This window comes from Asanoa sp. WMMD1127 (genome assembly GCF_029626225.1).
Lineage (GTDB): Bacteria > Actinomycetota > Actinomycetes > Mycobacteriales > Micromonosporaceae > Asanoa.
This window is the reverse complement of record NZ_JARUBP010000001.1, coordinates 1,836,698-1,852,596: the sequence shown is the minus strand read 5'-3', so window position 1 is coordinate 1,852,596 and position 15,899 is coordinate 1,836,698. Positions and strand designations below refer to the sequence as shown.

Annotated in this window: 16 protein-coding genes; 6 read left to right on the top strand and 10 right to left on the bottom strand. The window is 69.1% G+C overall.

The window, feature by feature from the left end:
* Positions 1-3: 3 nt before the first annotated feature.
* From O7635_RS08935 to O7635_RS08910, 6 genes are all read right to left on the bottom strand, one after another.
* The gene (locus O7635_RS08935) at positions 4-621 is read right to left on the bottom strand and encodes a hypothetical protein (protein ID WP_278079945.1); all 618 of its coding nucleotides are present in this window, start codon (positions 619-621) and stop codon (positions 4-6) included.
* Between the two features lie 54 nt (positions 622-675).
* Positions 676-2,316, bottom strand: a complete 1,641-nt coding sequence (locus O7635_RS08930) for a S8 family serine peptidase (protein ID WP_278079944.1) — start codon at positions 2,314-2,316, stop codon at positions 676-678.
* 92 nt (positions 2,317-2,408) lie between these two features.
* Complete coding sequence (ggt, locus tag O7635_RS08925) at positions 2,409-4,217, bottom strand: gamma-glutamyltransferase (protein WP_278079943.1); 1,809 nt, start codon at positions 4,215-4,217, stop codon at positions 2,409-2,411.
* 103 nt (positions 4,218-4,320) lie between these two features.
* Positions 4,321-5,076, bottom strand: coding sequence for an ABC transporter permease (locus tag O7635_RS08920; protein WP_278079942.1), 756 nt, complete (start codon positions 5,074-5,076; stop codon positions 4,321-4,323).
* 14 nt (positions 5,077-5,090) lie between these two features.
* The gene (locus O7635_RS08915) at positions 5,091-5,870 is read right to left on the bottom strand and encodes an ABC transporter permease (protein ID WP_278079941.1); all 780 of its coding nucleotides are present in this window, start codon (positions 5,868-5,870) and stop codon (positions 5,091-5,093) included.
* The gene (locus O7635_RS08910; RefSeq protein ID WP_278079940.1) at positions 5,870-6,823 is read right to left on the bottom strand and encodes an ABC transporter ATP-binding protein; all 954 of its coding nucleotides are present in this window, start codon (positions 6,821-6,823) and stop codon (positions 5,870-5,872) included. The genes O7635_RS08915 and O7635_RS08910 overlap by 1 nt, the downstream gene beginning before the upstream one ends.
* A gap of 91 nt (positions 6,824-6,914) precedes the next feature.
* Between O7635_RS08910 and O7635_RS08905 the strand changes: the two genes are divergently transcribed.
* Positions 6,915-7,247, top strand: a complete 333-nt coding sequence (locus O7635_RS08905) for a YnfA family protein (RefSeq protein WP_278079939.1) — start codon at positions 6,915-6,917, stop codon at positions 7,245-7,247.
* Between the two features lie 118 nt (positions 7,248-7,365).
* A complete protein-coding gene (locus O7635_RS08900; RefSeq protein ID WP_278079938.1) occupies positions 7,366-9,759 on the top strand; it encodes a discoidin domain-containing protein in 2,394 nt (797 codons plus the stop codon).
* Positions 9,760-9,783: 24 nt separating this feature from the next.
* Here the strand turns inward: O7635_RS08900 and O7635_RS08895 are convergent, their stop codons facing one another.
* The 3 genes from O7635_RS08895 to galE are packed head-to-tail and all read right to left on the bottom strand — an operon-like array spanning position 9,784 to position 12,396.
* Entirely contained in the window at positions 9,784-10,386 is a 603-nt protein-coding gene (locus O7635_RS08895; RefSeq protein ID WP_278079937.1) for a hypothetical protein, read from the bottom strand.
* Positions 10,387-10,438: 52 nt separating this feature from the next.
* The gene (locus O7635_RS08890; RefSeq protein WP_278079936.1) at positions 10,439-11,452 is read right to left on the bottom strand and encodes a UDP-glucose--hexose-1-phosphate uridylyltransferase; all 1,014 of its coding nucleotides are present in this window, start codon (positions 11,450-11,452) and stop codon (positions 10,439-10,441) included.
* Positions 11,407-12,396, bottom strand: a complete 990-nt coding sequence (galE, locus tag O7635_RS08885) for a UDP-glucose 4-epimerase GalE (protein ID WP_278079935.1) — start codon at positions 12,394-12,396, stop codon at positions 11,407-11,409. Before galE ends, O7635_RS08890 begins: the two co-directional genes overlap by 46 nt.
* 112 nt (positions 12,397-12,508) lie before the next feature.
* On the opposite strand from galE, the gene O7635_RS08880 reads away from it, so the two are divergent.
* Complete coding sequence (locus O7635_RS08880; protein WP_278079934.1) at positions 12,509-13,291, top strand: SDR family oxidoreductase; 783 nt, start codon at positions 12,509-12,511, stop codon at positions 13,289-13,291.
* A 14-nt stretch (positions 13,292-13,305) separates the two neighbouring features.
* On the opposite strand, the gene O7635_RS08875 is transcribed toward O7635_RS08880, so the two are convergent.
* Complete coding sequence (locus O7635_RS08875; RefSeq protein ID WP_278079933.1) at positions 13,306-14,049, bottom strand: SDR family oxidoreductase; 744 nt, start codon at positions 14,047-14,049, stop codon at positions 13,306-13,308.
* A gap of 119 nt (positions 14,050-14,168) precedes the next feature.
* Between O7635_RS08875 and O7635_RS08870 the strand changes: the two genes are divergently transcribed.
* Genes O7635_RS08870 through O7635_RS08860 form a run of 3 tightly spaced genes read left to right on the top strand, consistent with a single transcriptional unit; the run spans position 14,169 to position 15,378 of the window.
* On the top strand, positions 14,169-14,474 hold the full coding sequence (locus tag O7635_RS08870) for a DUF1801 domain-containing protein (protein ID WP_278079932.1): 306 nt from the start codon (positions 14,169-14,171) through the stop codon (positions 14,472-14,474).
* 50 nt (positions 14,475-14,524) lie between these two features.
* The gene (locus O7635_RS08865; RefSeq protein WP_278079931.1) at positions 14,525-14,836 is read left to right on the top strand and encodes a metalloregulator ArsR/SmtB family transcription factor; all 312 of its coding nucleotides are present in this window, start codon (positions 14,525-14,527) and stop codon (positions 14,834-14,836) included.
* A complete protein-coding gene (locus tag O7635_RS08860) occupies positions 14,836-15,378 on the top strand; it encodes an SRPBCC family protein (protein ID WP_278079930.1) in 543 nt (180 codons plus the stop codon). Before O7635_RS08865 ends, O7635_RS08860 begins: the two co-directional genes overlap by 1 nt.
* Positions 15,379-15,899 lie beyond the last annotated feature (521 nt).

Below are 15,899 nucleotides of genomic sequence, written 5' to 3'. Positions count from 1 at the left end.
TCGCTAGATCTGGTGCTGCTTCTTCGCTGCCTCGGTGAAGATGGACTGCCATTGCTGCGCCGTCAATGCGTTGCGCTCTTCAGCGGCAGCGTAGTTTTCCTTGATCTTGCCCAAGGCGTCGGCGGTGTCATAGAGCTGCTCGATGGTCTGCTTGAGCCCTTCGCGGAACGACGTGTAGAGCGCCGTGTGCTTGGTGTGGATGGCCATCGCGCCTTTGTGGCCGCCCAGAGTCGGCGCGCCCTTGCTCGCCGGTCCGTCGATCTTCGCCAGGAGCTCCGGCATGGCGTAGTAGAGACGGCCGAGATAATCGGCTCGTTCACGCAGCCACTTCTGCGTGTTCTCGAGCGACTCGAGGTCGACCGCCGTCTTGGCGCCCGGCGCGTCCTCCGTCAACCCGACCGGAGCGGCATCGGGCCGCGACAAGCCCACGTTGGCCTGGTCGATCCGCATGTCCAGGTCGAACGGCCGATCGACCGTGCCGACGATCCGGTCACCGTTGTTGTCGACCGTCATGACCGAGCCGTCTTTGAGGTGGATCTCCACAGTGTTCTGGTCGATCCGCCGGTAGCTCTCGACCTTTGCGTCCAGCTCCTCGTTGCCGGTCTTGAACTCGTCCCCCATTGCTACTCCCCAGGTCTCGGCGGCCAATCGTGGTGCCGGACGTCAATGCGTACCCTACCGGTCACCCGGCGGTGGTGGTTGCCGCTGTTCGCTGGTTGGACGACCGGACGCGGGCGGATATGGACCAGGCGGCATCGCGCCGCCGCCCGGCCGTGGGCGCGCGGGTACGGGACCTGACGGCCACGGCGGCGTTTGGCCTGGCTGACTCGGAGCTTGCTGGTAGCCCGGAGGAGGCGGTGGGGGGCCGTAGCCCGGATGCGGTGGTGGATAGTGCGCCCGGTGACCGGGCGGATGCGACCCACCCCAGTTTCCCGGCGGCATCGGAGGCGGACCACCTGGGACGCTCGGGCCCGGGTAAGCGGGCCGCCGCCGACGCCGACGGCTGGACCAGACGATGAGGACCACGATCGCGGCGACCACCGCCAGGCAGCCGAGGCCGTAGAGGAGCAAACCACCCGGATCGGCGTGCACCTTGATGCCGAGCCCCGAGCCGCTGTCCACACTGTCGTCATCGGCGGCCGGAGCGCTGGCGGTGTCACTCGGTAGCGGATCGACGGCGCCCAGCGGGTTGGCATTGACCGGCGGGACGTCGGCGGTCAACGCCTTCACCGGGTCGATGATGCCGAAGCCGTAGTGCCCGTCCTGGCCCTTCTCACCCTTGTCGGTGGCGGTCTTGACCAGCCGGTTGATGACGTTGGCGGCGTCGAGCTCGGGGAAACGTGATCTGATCAGCGCTACCACGCCAGCGGTGATCGCCGCGGCCCCACTGGTCCCGGTGGCGACGCCGTAGCCGTTGGGGGACGTCGACGCGTTGACCGACATGATCACGTCGACACCCGGTGCGGTGACGGCCAGGCCGGGCCCCCACCCGGAGTCTTCCCAAAGCTTGCCGTTTCGGTTGCTCGCGGCGACCGCGACAACGCCTGGCTGGCCGGCGATCTCGCCGAGTTCCTTGCCTTCGTTGCCCGCGCTGGCCACGACGACGATGTCACGTTGCTGTGCGTACGCGATCGCGTCCCTGAACTCGGGCCCGAACCCTGGGGTCACCACACCCATCGAGATGTTGATGACCCCCGGCCGCTGGTCCGCCGCCCACCTGATCGCCTCGGGCATCGTCGTCGCATCGGTGCCGACCGAGGCCGGCATGACCTTGGCCTGCGGAGCGATGCCGAGCATGCGCTGCTGGCCGCCACCCCGGCCGACGATGAGGCTCGCGATGGCTGTGCCGTGGCTGAGGCTCTTGTCCGGGTCGGTGCGCCCGTCAGCGGACGAGTCAGAGCCGAAGCCCTTGCCCGGCACGACCTGACCCACGAGATCCTGATGGTTCGCCTGGACTCCACTGTCGATCACGGCAACCGTCACACCGGCGCCCTTGGTGATCTGTTGCGCGCGGGGGATCTTCAACGCGTCGAGGTGCCAGGACAGGGACCGCACGGTGTCGGCGTGCGCCGGCCCTGCTAGCAGCGGGATCGTCGCGACCATCACCATGGCCGGCACCGCGGCGAACCAGCGTGCGCGCGAACGTCGGTCCTTGGACTGCTTCATCTCACCGCCCGAGTCGCTGTCTGGAACGGCAGTCGACCGCACATAGGTGGTCGTGACTGTCCGTGCGCCAAGTGTAGAGGCCGGTGCCAGACGCGGAACGACCCCGCAAGTGGGCTGTGGATAACTTTCGATCTGTGGATAACCGGCCACCCGACTTGTCGCTCCTCGACACTGGGCGGGCCAACCACAACGGACGCGGTGGCGAGGCTCGCCACCGCGTCCGCGGGATCGTGCGGGAGGTTCTAGTGAGACTTGTCAGGTCGTACGACGCCTGCCGCACCGCCGCCACGGCGCGCGGGTTCGGCCGAGGCGATCATTCCGTGCCGGGTGAACTCGATCGCCGTGGCGGCGCCGAGCTCCGGAGTGCTCACGAACGTCGGTTGACCAAGGGCGGTCAGATCGGCGCCGTACGCGGTGATGAAAGCCGGTTCGGCCTGGGGCGCCGCACTGTTGCGCTGCGAAGCTCGCGGTGCGGCCATCGCCTCTGGCAGCGTCATGCCGAGGTCGATGCGGTTGACCAGCATCTGCAGCACAGTGGTGATGATCGTCGCGCCGCCCGGGGTGCCCAGCGCGAGGAACGGCTTCCCGTCGTCGAACACGATCGTCGGCGACATCGAGGAGCGCGGTCGCTTGCCCGGAGCGGGCAGGTTCGGGTCCGGCGGCGCGCCGGGGGTCTGGATGAAGTTGAAGTCCGTCATCTCGTTGTTGAGCAGGAAACCCCGACCCGGGACAACCATGGCGTTGCCACCGGTCTGCTCGATCGTGAGGGTGTACTCGACGACGTTGCCCCACTTGTCCGCGACGGTGAGGTTGGTCGTGCTCTGGCCCGGGTTGCCGTCCGCGACCGCCGCGGCGGTGGCGCAGTCGCCATAGCGACCGTCCGGGTTGCCCGGCGCGACCGGCTTGGCCAGCGCGTTCGCGGGGTCGATCAGGCAGGCCCGCTCGGCGGCGAACCGGTCGCTGAGCAACTGCTGGATCAGCCGGCGCGAGGTGTAGTCGCCGACATAACGGTTGCGGTCCGCGAACGAGAGGGCGCTGGCCTCGAGGTAGTGGTGCAGCGCCTCGACGACGGTCATGTCGGACAGGTCGAACTGCTCGAGGATGTTGAGGGCTTCGCTTACCGCGATGCCACCGCTCGACGGCGTCGACATGCCATAGATGGTGTAGCCGCGGTAGTCGGACCGGGTCGGCGCCGGGAACCGCACGTCGTAGCGGTCGAGGTCCGCGAGGGTCATCTCGCCCGGCCGGATCGGGAACTCCCACGGCACCGCCGGATCGGCGGCGACGGGTGGGTTCTGCACCGTCGACACGATGTCGCGGGCAATCCGGCCCTCGTAGAAGACGTCGGTGCCGTGCCGGGCGATCTCGCGATAGGTGTCGGCCAGATCCGGGTTGCGGAAGCGTGTGCCCACCGTGGGCGGCTGGCCGCCGGGCAGGTAGAGGTCGCGGGTGGAGCTGAACTGCGCGAACTGGGCCTGGTTGTCGGCGATCTGCTGACGGAACGTGGCGTCGACGGTGAAGCCGCGCTGAGCCACTTCGGCCGCCGGCGCGAGCGCCGCCGGCAGCGACCGGCTGCCCCACTTGCGCAGGGCTTCCTTCCAGGTGAGCAGCGATCCGGGCACGCCGGCCGAGATGCCGCTGACCCGAGCCTCCTGGAACGCCATCGGGGTGCCGTCGGCCCGAAGGAACGCGTCCTCCTCCATCGCCCGCGGCGCCGCTTCCCGCCCGTCGATGGTGTGAACCCGTCGGGTCTTGGCGTCGTAGTAGACGAAGAATCCGCCGCCGCCGATGCCGGCGGAGAACGGCTCGGTCACACCGAGCGTCGCGGCGGCCGCGACGGCGGCGTCGACGGCATTGCCGCCGCGCCGGAGCACTTCAAGGCCGACCGCGGTCGCGGTCGGGTCGACGGTCGAGACAGCACCGCCACGTCCGACAGCCGTGGGGTCTCTGGGCGGCTCGCCGCCGCCGTGCGCGAGCGCCGGGGCAGAGCCCGGCGCCACCAGTCCTGCCGCGGCCACGACAGCTACGACTGCGATCTTTCCGAGCTTCATTGCCCCTCCTGGATCAGCATGCGTCTTTATGTCCTACCGCCACCGTCCACGATCGGCAACAGGGCCGGCCGCGGCCGGATCCAGCGGCGGCTGGACATAAGGGTCAGGTCAGGAGGAGCGCGGAGAGCCGCCGGCGCGCGAGCAAGGTCGCGCCGATACCCATGAGAAGGAGGTACGCGACGGCGACGAGCATTCCCCACCCCAGCTCGCCCGTGGTCAGGCCGCGCATGAGCTCGATGCTCTGGTAGAGCGGCAGCGCCGCGACCAGGCCCTGAAGAAGGGACGGATAGACCGACAACGGATAGAAGGTGGTCGCGAACAGGAACATCGGGAGCATGACGAGCTGCAGGTACTGGTTGTGGTGCGGTTCGCGGATGTAGGTAGCGGCCGCCAGGCCCGCGGCGGAGAAGGCGAAGGCGATGAGCACGGCGGCCGGCACCGCGAGCACCGCCCACGCGGAGTGCACCATGCCGAGCAGTGCGATGACCACGAAGAAGCAGCTCGACGACAGGGTGCTGCGCAGAACGGACGCCGCGATCTCGCCCACGGCGATGTCCCCGATCCGCATCGGCGTCGTGACGATCGCGTCGTACACCTTGTCGAAGCGGACGCGCCACCAGACGTTGCTGGTCGTCTCGTTGACCGCGCTGTTCATCGCCGACGTGGCCAGCAGTGCGGGCGCGACGAACGCCGCGTAGGTCGCGACCCCAGACTCGCCGCCGACCAGTTGTCCGATGCCCACGCCGATCGACAGCAGATAGAGGAAGGGCTCGAAGATGCCGTTCACGACCAGGTTCCACGGCCGGCCATGGCGCAGCACCCAGAGATGGCGCACGACGATGAGATGGGCGGAGGACACGGTTGCGCTTCCCTTCAGGCGTGGAGATGGCGCCGGTACGTGCGACGTGCCGCCAGGTAGCCGACGGCGCACAGGGTCGCCAGGTATCCGATGTGGACCGCCGCCAACGGCCACGACACCGTGCCGAGACTCAACGACCGGCACAGGTCGACGCCGTGCCAGAGCGGAGTTGCATAGACCAGCGGCCGCAGGACCTCGGGCAGTTGCGAGACGGCGAAGAACGTGCCGGAGAAGAGGTAGAGCGGCATCACCACCCACTTGAAGATGCCGTTCACCGGGCGGACGTCCGCCAGCGTGACCGCCCAGGCCGCCGACGGCACCGCGAAGGCCATCGCGGTCAGCGCGGCGGCCGGCAGGGCGAGCACGACCAGCGGGGAGTGCGCCGCCCCGAACGCCACCATCACCGCCACGAACACCGTGGCGCTCAAGGTCACCCGTGCCGCCATGAAGAGGAGATGACCGTGCAGGATGTCTTCCGGTTCGAGCGGGGTTCCGGCGGCGACCGGATAGGCGCCGCCCGGCCCGCGGTTGACCGCCACCGGGAACGCGGCCTCGATGATGCCGTTCTGCATCGCCGCGGCAGCCAGAATCCCGGGAGCGAAAAACGCCAGGTAGTCGACGCCGCCCAGGACCGCCGTGTCGGGAGAGATCAGCCGGCCGAGGCCCAGGCCGATCGCGACCAGAAACAGCAGAGGGTTCGCGATGCTGATGACGACGGTGCCGCGCCAGGTGTGGCGGTAGCGCAGGATCCAGTATTGGTAGGCGCGCAGCGCCATCGCGTCGGCGGTCGCCATCAGTCGACCAGCGTCCGGCCGGTGAGCGCCAGGAACACGTCTTCCAGGCTGGCCCTCCGCACCATGGCGGTCGCCGGGCGCAGGCCGAGCTGATGGACGACCGCGAGCGCCGTCTCACCCTCGGCGGTGTACCAGAGGACCCGGTCGGGCAGCTCCTCCAGCCGGTCGCGGATCGCGGCGTCCCGCAGCTTCGCCACCGCCTTGTCCTGCTCGCCGATCTCGAAGCGCAGCTCCAGCACCTCGCGAGTCGAGTGGGCGGCGATGAGCTCAGCCGGCGATCCCTGCGCGACGATGCGGCCCTTGTCCATCACGATCAGCCGATCGCAGAGCTGCTCGGCCTCGTCCATGTAGTGCGTGGTCAGGATCAGGCTGACCCCCTGCTGCTTCAGCCGGAACAGCCGGTCCCACAACACGTGCCGGGCCTGCGGGTCGAGCCCTGTCGTGGGTTCGTCGAGAAGCAGCATCTCGGGGTCGTTGATCAGCGAGCGGGCGATCGTGAGTCGCCGGCGCATGCCGCCGGAGAGCGCGTCGACGCGTTCACCGCCGCGCTCCTCGAGCTGCGCGAACTCGAGCAGCTGACCACTCCGCTCGGCGATGGCCTGCTTCGCCAGCCCGAAGTAGCGACCGTAGATCAGCAGGTTCTCCAACACCGTGAGCTCGCGATCGAGCGCGTCGTCCTGCGGCACGACGCCGAGCCGGGCACGGATCCGGCGGCCCTGGGTGAGCGGGTCCATGCCGAGCACCCGCAGCGTGCCGTGGGTCGGTGGCGATACGCACGCGATCATCCGCATCGTCGACGACTTGCCGGCGCCGTTGGGGCCGAGGAAGCCGAACGACTCGCCACGCCGCAGTGTGAAGTCGATGCCGTCAACCGCCGTGAACGGTTTCCCGTGTCGGTTGCGGGGCGGATAACGCTTGACGAGGCCGGCCGCCTCCACGAGGACATCGGGCATGGTGAAGATCGTAGAAAACTGAGCAGCCTTCAGCAAGAACTTAACAAGCTAACGAAAATTCAGGAGCACGCCAGACCGGTACGGTCAGGCGGTGACCGTCGCTCGCTCAATCGCGCTGTTCGTGCTCGCCGCGCTGGCCGAGATCGGCGGCGCTTGGCTGATCTGGCAGGGCTGGCGCGAGAACCGCGGCCTCTGGTGGATCGCGGCCGGCGTGATCGCTCTCGGCGCCTACGGCTTCGTGGCCACCTTCCAGCCCGACGCCCACTTCGGGCGGATCCTCGCGGCGTACGGCGGTGTGTTCGTGGCCGGCTCGCTGATCTGGGGCGTGGTCGTCGACCGCTTCCGCCCGGACCGTTTCGACCTGATCGGCGCCGCCATCTGCCTGGTCGGCGTTGCGGTGATCATGTACGCCCCGCGCAGCTGAGCGTTCTTGCGAGGAGATTGTCGAGAGATTACAGCGATGAGTACGACTATTGCGTGATCGTGTCGTGTCCTGGCACGATGACCGTCGATCCGTCCCGACCCCCCAAGGAGCGGTAGACATGGCGGTCTCGCGCCGAAGATTCGTGACCTCAGTGGCGGCCGGGTCCGCCCTGGCCGCTGTCTCCACCACCGAGCTGGCCGCCGTCCTGGCCAGTCCCGCGAGCGCGGCCAGCCCACCCGGCGACGTCGTCGGCAAGATCTCCGTCGGTTACCAGGGCTGGTTCGCCTGCCCCGGTGACGGCGCGCCGATCGGTGGCTGGTGGCACTGGTCGAGGGACCGGTTCCAGCCGCCGTCGCCGGCCAACACGACCATCGTGTCCTGGCCCGACATGCGCGAATACAGCCGCGGCTACACGACCGCGTACCCGAATCTCGGCAACGGGCAGCCGGCGCAGCTGTTCTCGTCCTATGACGACCAGACCGTCGACACGCACTTCAAGTGGATGCAGCAGTACAACTGCGACACCGCGGCGCTGCAGCGCTTCAACCCGTTCGGCGACGAAGGGCCGACCCGCGACGCGATGGCGCAGAAGGTGCGGGCCGCGGCCGAGAAGTACGGCCGCAAGTTCTACATCATGTACGACGTCACCAGCTGGACCAGCATGCAGTCGCAGATCAAGACCGACTGGACCAGCAAGATGTCCGCGCACACCGCCTCCCCGGCGTACGCCCGGCAGAACGGTAAGCCGGTCGTCTGCATCTGGGGCTTCGGCTTCAACGACGACGGCCGTCCCTTCGCGCCGGCCCAGTGCCTCGACGTCGTCAACTGGTTCAAGGCACAGGGCTGTTACGTCATCGGCGGCGTGCCGACCTACTGGCGGCAGGGCATCAACGACTCCCGCCCGGGCTTCTCCGAGGTCTACCACGCGTTCAACATGATCTCGCCGTGGATGGTCGGCCGCACCGGTGACCTGGCCGGCCTCGACTGGTTCTACTCCAACGTCAACGTGCCCGACCAGGCCGACTGCAATGCCAACGGGATCGACTACCAGCCGTGCGTGATGCCGGGTGACCTGTCGTCCGGGCACCGCAGGCACGGCGACTTCTACTGGCGCCACCTCTACAACATGATCCGCGTCGGGGCCGCCGGGCTCTATGTGTCGATGTTCGACGAATACAACGAGGGCAACCAGATCGCGAAGACCTCGGAGACGCAGGCGACCACGCCGGCCGGCGCCAACATCCGCGCTCTCGACGAGGACGGCACGTTCTGCTCCTCGGACTACTACCTGCGGATCACCGCCGACGGCGGCCGGATGCTCAAGGGCCAGCTCGCCCTGACGCCGAACCGCCCGACTCAGCCCACGACCGGCGGTCAGCCGGAGCCCCCGACCGGCAACCTCGCCCTTAACAAGCCGGCCTCGGCCAGCTCGCAGAACGGCGGCTTCGTCGCGGCCAACGCGGTCGACAGCAACACCGGAAGCTACTGGGAGAGCGCCAACAGCGCGTTCCCACAGTGGCTACAGGTCGACCTCGGCACGTCGGTGTTGGTCAACCGCGTGGTGCTCAAGCTGCCCACCGGCTGGGAGACCCGCACGCAGACCGTGCAGGTCCAGGGGAGCACCAACGGCACACAGTGGAGCACTCTCGCGGCGAGCCAGGGGGCGACGTTCAACCCAGCTTCCGGCAACACCGCCACACTGGTGCTCACGGCCGCGCAGGCCCGCTACGTGCGCGTGACGATCAGCGGGAACACGGGCTGGCCCGCCGCCCAGGTCGCCCAGTTCGAGGTCTACGGAGGGACCGCCCAGCCCGGCGGCCCGCCCACCGCCCCAGGCAACCTCACCGTGACGGGCAAGACCACCACGAGCGTCTCGCTGTCGTGGACGGCGTCGACCGACGACACGGCGGTCACCGGCTACGACGTGCGCCAGGGCACGACGGTGGTCGGGTCCCCGACCGGCACCTCCTACTCCGTCAGCGGCCTGACCCCCAACACCAGCTACAGCTTCTCGGTCGTCGCACGCGACAACGCGGGCAACGTCTCCGCTTCGTCCAACGTGGTCACGACGACCACCAACCCGCCGCCGGCCAACACCAACCTCGCGCTGGGCCGGCCGACCGCCGAGAGTGGACACACGCAGAGCTACGGCTCGGGCAACGTGGTCGACGGCAACGCCAACACCTACTGGGAGAGCCCCAACAACGCGTTCCCGCAGTGGGTCCAGGTCGACCTGGGCGCCGCGACCTCAGTGTCGCGGGTCGTGCTCAAGCTGCCACCGCAGGCCGCCTGGCAGACACGGACCCAGACCCTGTCAATTCAGGGCAGCACCAACGGCTCCTCGTGGAGCACGCTCGCCGGCTCCGCGGGCCGGGTCTTCAACCCGGCGAATGGCAACGCGGTGACGGTGACCTTCACCGCGACCTCGACCCGCTACGTGCGGATCAACGTCACGGGCAACACCGGCTGGCCCGCGGGCCAGCTGTCGGAGCTCGAGGTGTACGCGACCTGACGACCGGAACCCCGCCGGCCGCTGTCAATCGCCCTTCGCAGCGGCCGGCGGTCCGGCGGCCCGGTCCGCGTCCTGACGGCCCGCGCTGCGGTAGTTCCGGAGCTGACGGAAACGCTGCAGCGCGAATATCGCTGCCACGAGGTTCGCCGCAGCACCCACGCCGATGCAGATGCGGCCAACCAGCGAATCGACCAGCACCGCGGCCACGAACATGATGCCGGCCACGACCAGTTGGATGACGGCGACCGACCGCAGTGACCGCCCCCATGCGTGCTCGCGCAGATCGACGACCAGGTCGTCGATCCGGGGATCCGGCGACTCTCCCGCCCGGATCGCCCTCATTACGGCCCTGCGGGTCTGCTGGTCCGCCCCGTCGATCAACGGCCAGGTCCTTCTCCGCCGGAGCCGGACGAGGATCGGCACCAACACGCCGCCGAGGAGCACAGCGGTCGCGAACCCGACGATGGTGCTCGCGGACAGCCCTTCGTCGGTCGCGATGGCCGCGATCGCGGTGAGCAGCACGACCGCGCCGAGCACCCCGCCGACCAGAACATAGACGCCGCTGGACTTGTTGCGCCGTTCGGCCGCCGCCCGCAGCCGTCCCCGCTCTTCCGTGGTCAGACCCATCCCAAACCTCCCCGTGTCCGTCCACGAGGGAGCTACCCGCTGGCGGTGGAGATCAATCTGTGTCGAGGTCACGCAGCCGCTGGGCGGCACTCTCGGGCGTGATGTCGCGCTGTGGCTGGGCCAGCAGCTCGAAACCGACCATGAACTTGCGGACCGTGGCCGACCGCAGCAGTGGCGGGTAGAAGTGGGCGTGCAGGTGCGCCTTCGGGTGCTCGCCGCCGTCAGTGGGCCGCTGGTGGAAGCCCATCGAGTAGGGGAACGTGATGCCGAACAGCCGGTCGTACCGCCGGGTGACCTTGCCCAGGATGTCGGCCAGCCCGTCGCGCGTCGCGCCGTCGAGGTCGGTCAGTGAGCCGTGGTGGTCGCGCGGCAGCACCAGCGTCTCGAACGGCCAGACCGCCCAGAACGGGACGAGCGAAACGAACTGCTCGTTGCTGTCGACGATCCGGGTGCCGTCGCTGAGCTCCGCGGCCAGGTAGTCGCAGAGCAGGCAGTCGCCCTCGTAGGAAGACTGTTGCGCGAGCTCCTTGGCCGGCTCGTTGGGCAGGCTCTCGGTCGCCCAGATCTGGCCGTGCGGGTGGGGGTTGCTGGCGCCCATCATCGCGCCGCGGTTCTCGAAGATCTGCACGTGGTCGACCCAGTCGATCTCACCCAGCGCGGTGGTCTGGTCGGCCCAGGTGTCGACCACGGTCCGCAGCGCGGGCTGCGACATGTCGCCGAGCGTCAAGTCGTGCCGCGGGGAGAAGCAGACGACGCGGCAGATGCCCCGCTCCGGACGGGCGACCAGCAAGCCGTTGTCGACTCCGCCGCCCGACGCGTCGGGCAGCAGGGCGGCGAAGTCGTTGTCGAATACGTACGTCGAGTCGTACACCGGCGTCTTGACACCGCCGGCGCGGGTGTTGCCGGGGCAGAGGTAGCACGACGGGTCGTACTCAGGGCGCTTTTCGCTCGTCGTCTCCTCGACCTGGCCCTGCCATGGCCGAGCGGTGCGGTGCGGGGAAACCAGGACCCATTCGCCGGTCAGCCGGTTGAGCCGGCGATGCGGCGCTGCTGGAAGTAGGTCCATGCGTCCCCCACGATCGATGCCAGGTCGGGCTTCGCGGCGACCCAGCCCAGCTCAGCGCGTGCCCGGACCGACGACGCGATGAGCGTAGCGGGGTCGCCGGCGCGGCGCGGAGCGGGTGAGACCTTCACCTCCTCGCCGGTCACCTGGCGCACCATCTCGACGATCTGCAGGTTGGAGAACCCCTTGCCGTTGCCCAAGTTGTAGATCTTGTGTCGGCCCGGGTCGATGGCCTCCAGGGCCAGCAGGTGGGCGGCGGCGAGATCCTCGACGTGGATGTAGTCGCGCACGCAGGTGCCGTCGCGGGTCGGGTAGTCGCCGCCAAAGATCCGCAGGCTCGGGCGCAGGCCGGCGGCGACCTCCAGCGCGGCCGGGATCAGGTGGGTCTCCGGCTCGTGGCATTCGCCGAGCGGGATCGGCCCGTCGAGCGCGGCTCCGGCGACGTTGAAGTAGCGCAGGCTGGTTGCGCCGAGCTGATGCGCCTTGACCGCGTGCGCGATGGCCATGTCGACGGCGAGCTTGGTCCAGCCGTACGGGTTGGTCGGCGCGACCGGTGCCTGCTCGGTGATCGGAAGCGTGCTCGGGTTGCCATAGACGGCGGCGGTGGAGCTGAACACCAGCCGTTGGACGCCGGCCCGGCGCATCGCGTCGAGCAGCGCCAGCGAGCCGCCGACGTTGGTGTTCCAGTAGATCTCCGGCCGCTCCACCGACTCACCGGCCGCGATCTTGGCGGCGAAGTGCAGCACGCCGTCGAAGCCGGCGTCCCCGGTGAGGATCTCGCCGACCTCGTGCAGATCGCGTTTGTGCAGCATCACCTCGCCCGGCAGGGAGCCGACGTGCCCGGTCGACAGGTCGTCGATGACCTCGACCGTGTGGCCGGCGTCGAGCAGTTGATGCACGACGACGGACCCGATGTAGCCGGCACCGCCGGTCACGAGCAACTTCATAGGTCTGACGATAGGGCCACGAGTACCCGGTGCGGCATCCGCTGATGGGCAATCGGCGGAAATGTCGTCTCAATGACGAGACGATGAAGAAGTTGTCCTCGGAGGAACACTCATGCTCGAGCAGAAAACAGCCATCGTGTACGGCGGTGGCGGTGCGATCGGCGGCGAGATAGCTCGCGTTTTCGCAGCTCAAGGCGCTCGTGTCCACCTGGCGGGACGGACCGGCGCGGCCTTGGCCGCGGTGGCCGCCGACATCGCCACATTCGGTCGCCGGCCGGCCGAGGCCGCCGTGCTGGATGTGCTCGACGAGGCTGCGGTGAACGCGTTCGCGGCTCAGGTCGGTCCGGTGGACATCTGTGTCAACGCGGTCGGCCTCGACGGCGGCGCCCAGGGCCTCCCGTTGATCGAAATGAGCGCGGACGCGGTTGTCCAGCCGATCGCGGACGCCGCCCGAGCCGCCTTCACCATCGCGAAATCCGCGGCCGCCCACATGACCGACGGCGTGATCATCATGCTGTCGGCGCCGATGGCCCGGGTGCCGGTCGCCACGACAGGTCCCTTCGGCAGCGCCTCCGCGGCGGTGGAGACGATGGCCCGGCAACTGGCGGCCGAACTCGGGCCCCGTGGCACACGGGTGGTCTGTCTTCGGCTGACCGGGATCCCGGAAACGGCGACGCGGCTCGGCTCGCTGACCGAACGCATGTGGCGCGACGCCGCGCTCCGCCTGGGCCTGTCGTTCGAGGAGATCGTCGAGGCCGCTGGCGCTGGGAGCCCGCTCGGTCGCCCGCTGACGGTGGCGCGGGTGGCCGAACTGGCCGCGTTCGTGGCGTCGGACCGGTCCACCGCCCTGACCGGCACGGTGCTGAACGCCACCGGCGGCGCCGTGGTCGACTGACCGCCCGTCGCGGGTCAACGGCCTGGTAGCGCACCTCCGTTCACCTGGATGATCTGTGCGGTCACGTGGCCGGCGTCGGGGGAGGTCAACCAGCGGATCGTCGCCGCCACGTCGTCGGTGTGGCCGGCGCGCTTGTTGAGCGCCTGGCCGACCAGCATCTCGTGCCGTTGGCTCGTCATGGTGCCCGCGAAGAACTCGGTGTCAGCCGTGTAGCCGGGCGCGACCACGTTGACGGTGATCCCGCGGGGCCCGAGCGCCGCGGCCAGGTCGATCGCGTAGGGGTGCAGGGCGGCCTTGCTGCCGCCGTAGGAACCCGAACCCGAGCCGCGGAAGGCCGCGATGGAGCTCAGGAGCACCACGCGGGCGTTGTCGGCGAGCAGGTCACGTAGGGCCTCGGTCAGGTGGACCGCGGTCAGCACATTGGACCGTAGGTTGGCCGCCCACGCGGCCGATGCCCGCGCCACCGCGCCGGCCTCGCCGGACTCCGGCAGGGTCAGCGCGGCGTTGCCGCCGGCGTTGTTGACCAGCACGTCGACCCGGCCGAAGCGTTCGCCCACCTCCGCCGCCACTCGCTCGGCTTCGCTCACCTCGCCGACATCGGCGACGATCGCGTGCGCCCCGATCTCCGCTGCCGCCGCGGTCAGCACGTCGGCCCGGCGGCCGACGATCACCACCGCGTCGCCGTCCTTCGCGCATGATGCGGCCAGCGCCCGGCCGATGCCGGTGCCGCCGCCGCTGACTACCACCATCCGTGACATGGCGACGAGCCTAGCCACGCGAGCGGGCGCGTGTCGTGATCGTTCGATGGCCTGTGGATAACTACTGACGGCAATCATGATCCCGAATTTCTGTCACACCGCCGCGCGACGATTCCCGCATGACTGACGACGAGCGCGACGAGTTGATCGCCATGGTGCGGCGGGTCCAGCCTGACTTCGACGAGGCCGTGAAGTGGGGCCGGCGCACGTTCACGGTCGACGGCGACTGGCACCACTGGGTCTGCGCCGTGACGCCGCAGAAGATCGTGTTTCACAAGGGCGCGCTGTTGGCCGACCCGGATGGGCTACTCACCGGCTCCGGCGCCTATGTCCGCGAGGTCTCCGCCGCGGCGGCTCGGGCGGCGCCCGCAGCCGTGGAGTCGCTGGTGCGTGAGGCGGTGAAGCGTCAGCGCGATATGGTCTGAGAAGCCAATATGCCTTGACAGGCATATGCCTGATGCGCCATATTGGTGGGGTGCCTGTTGACGCCTTCGCCGTGTTGGCCGAGCCTGCCCGCCGCCGGATCCTCGACGAGCTGCGGGTCGCCGACCGGAGCGTGGGCGAGCTGGTCGTCGCGCTGACGATCAGCCAGCCGACGGTCTCCAAACACCTCAGGGTGCTGCGCGACGCAGGATTCGTCTCGTCCCGCACCGCTGCGCAGCAGCGCATCTACCACGTCGAGCCGGCCCAGTTCGTGGCCCTCGACGAATGGCTCGTGCCCTACCGTCGACTGTGGACGACACATCTCGACAAGCTGGCGCGCCATCTCGACGCGATGGAGCAGTGATGAAGAGCTACGAACCCAGCCCACTGGCGGACGTACGCGCCGAGCAGGCGATCGACGGCCGCTGGACCCTCGTGTTCGTCCGGGATTTCCCGCACCCACCGACACGCGTGTGGCGCGCGCTGACGGAGCCGGCGGAGCTGACCGAGTGGGCGCCGTACACGGCCGACCGCAACCTTTCCACGCTGGGCCCGGCCAAGCTGACGATGATCGACGGCGAAGAGCGGGTCGACATCCCCGTGGAGGTCACCGACGTCGACCCCGAGCGAGCGCTGGTCTACACCTGGGACACCGACCTGCTGCGCTGGCAGCTGACGCCCACCGCGATCGGCACCCGCCTGACCCTCCACCACACGGTCAACGACCCGTCCTGGATCAGCCAGGTCGCCGCCGGCTGGCACATCTGCCTGGACGTCGCCGACCACCTCCTGGCCGACGACCCCATCGGCCCGATCCGCGGCAACGCGGCCCGCGCCTACGGCTGGGAACCCCTACGCGACGCCTACGCCACGAAGCTCGACATCCCGACCGAGGACAACGCATAGGCCGTCGCAGCTGCGGTCTCCCAGCCTTCAGACCGCGACTCCGTCCTGCGCCGGCCGGTCGCTGCGTCTGCCCTGGAATCCCCTGTGCTACGAACAACGCTGCTGCGCCGCCACCGCCGCCGAGGCAACCGCGCCGGCCTCGGTCGAGTTCAGGCCCGCCGGCGTGTGCCACGTCGTCAGCCCAGCCGTTGACGGCCGATGCCTTGGCGTGCATGGGACGGGTGACGGTGACCTTTCGACAACCCGCTCGGCCTCCGCGATCTGTCGCGGGTCGACATGATCGTCGATCGAAGGGCGGCCGGCCAAGGCGGGGGCGCTTTCAACGACCCCGCCGGCGCAAGAGCGCGGACCGTGGTCAGCGTGCTCGTGTTGGCAGGGACGCGCCGCCGGTGTCGGCGTGCAATGGCCAAGGGGCCAGGCGGTCAGTGGCGGCTCCGGACGATTCTTCGCCTGTCTGGAAGCTCAAGCAGGAAGCGAAGAAGTAGGGCGAGCGCCTTCATGATCGGTCCAACATACTGACG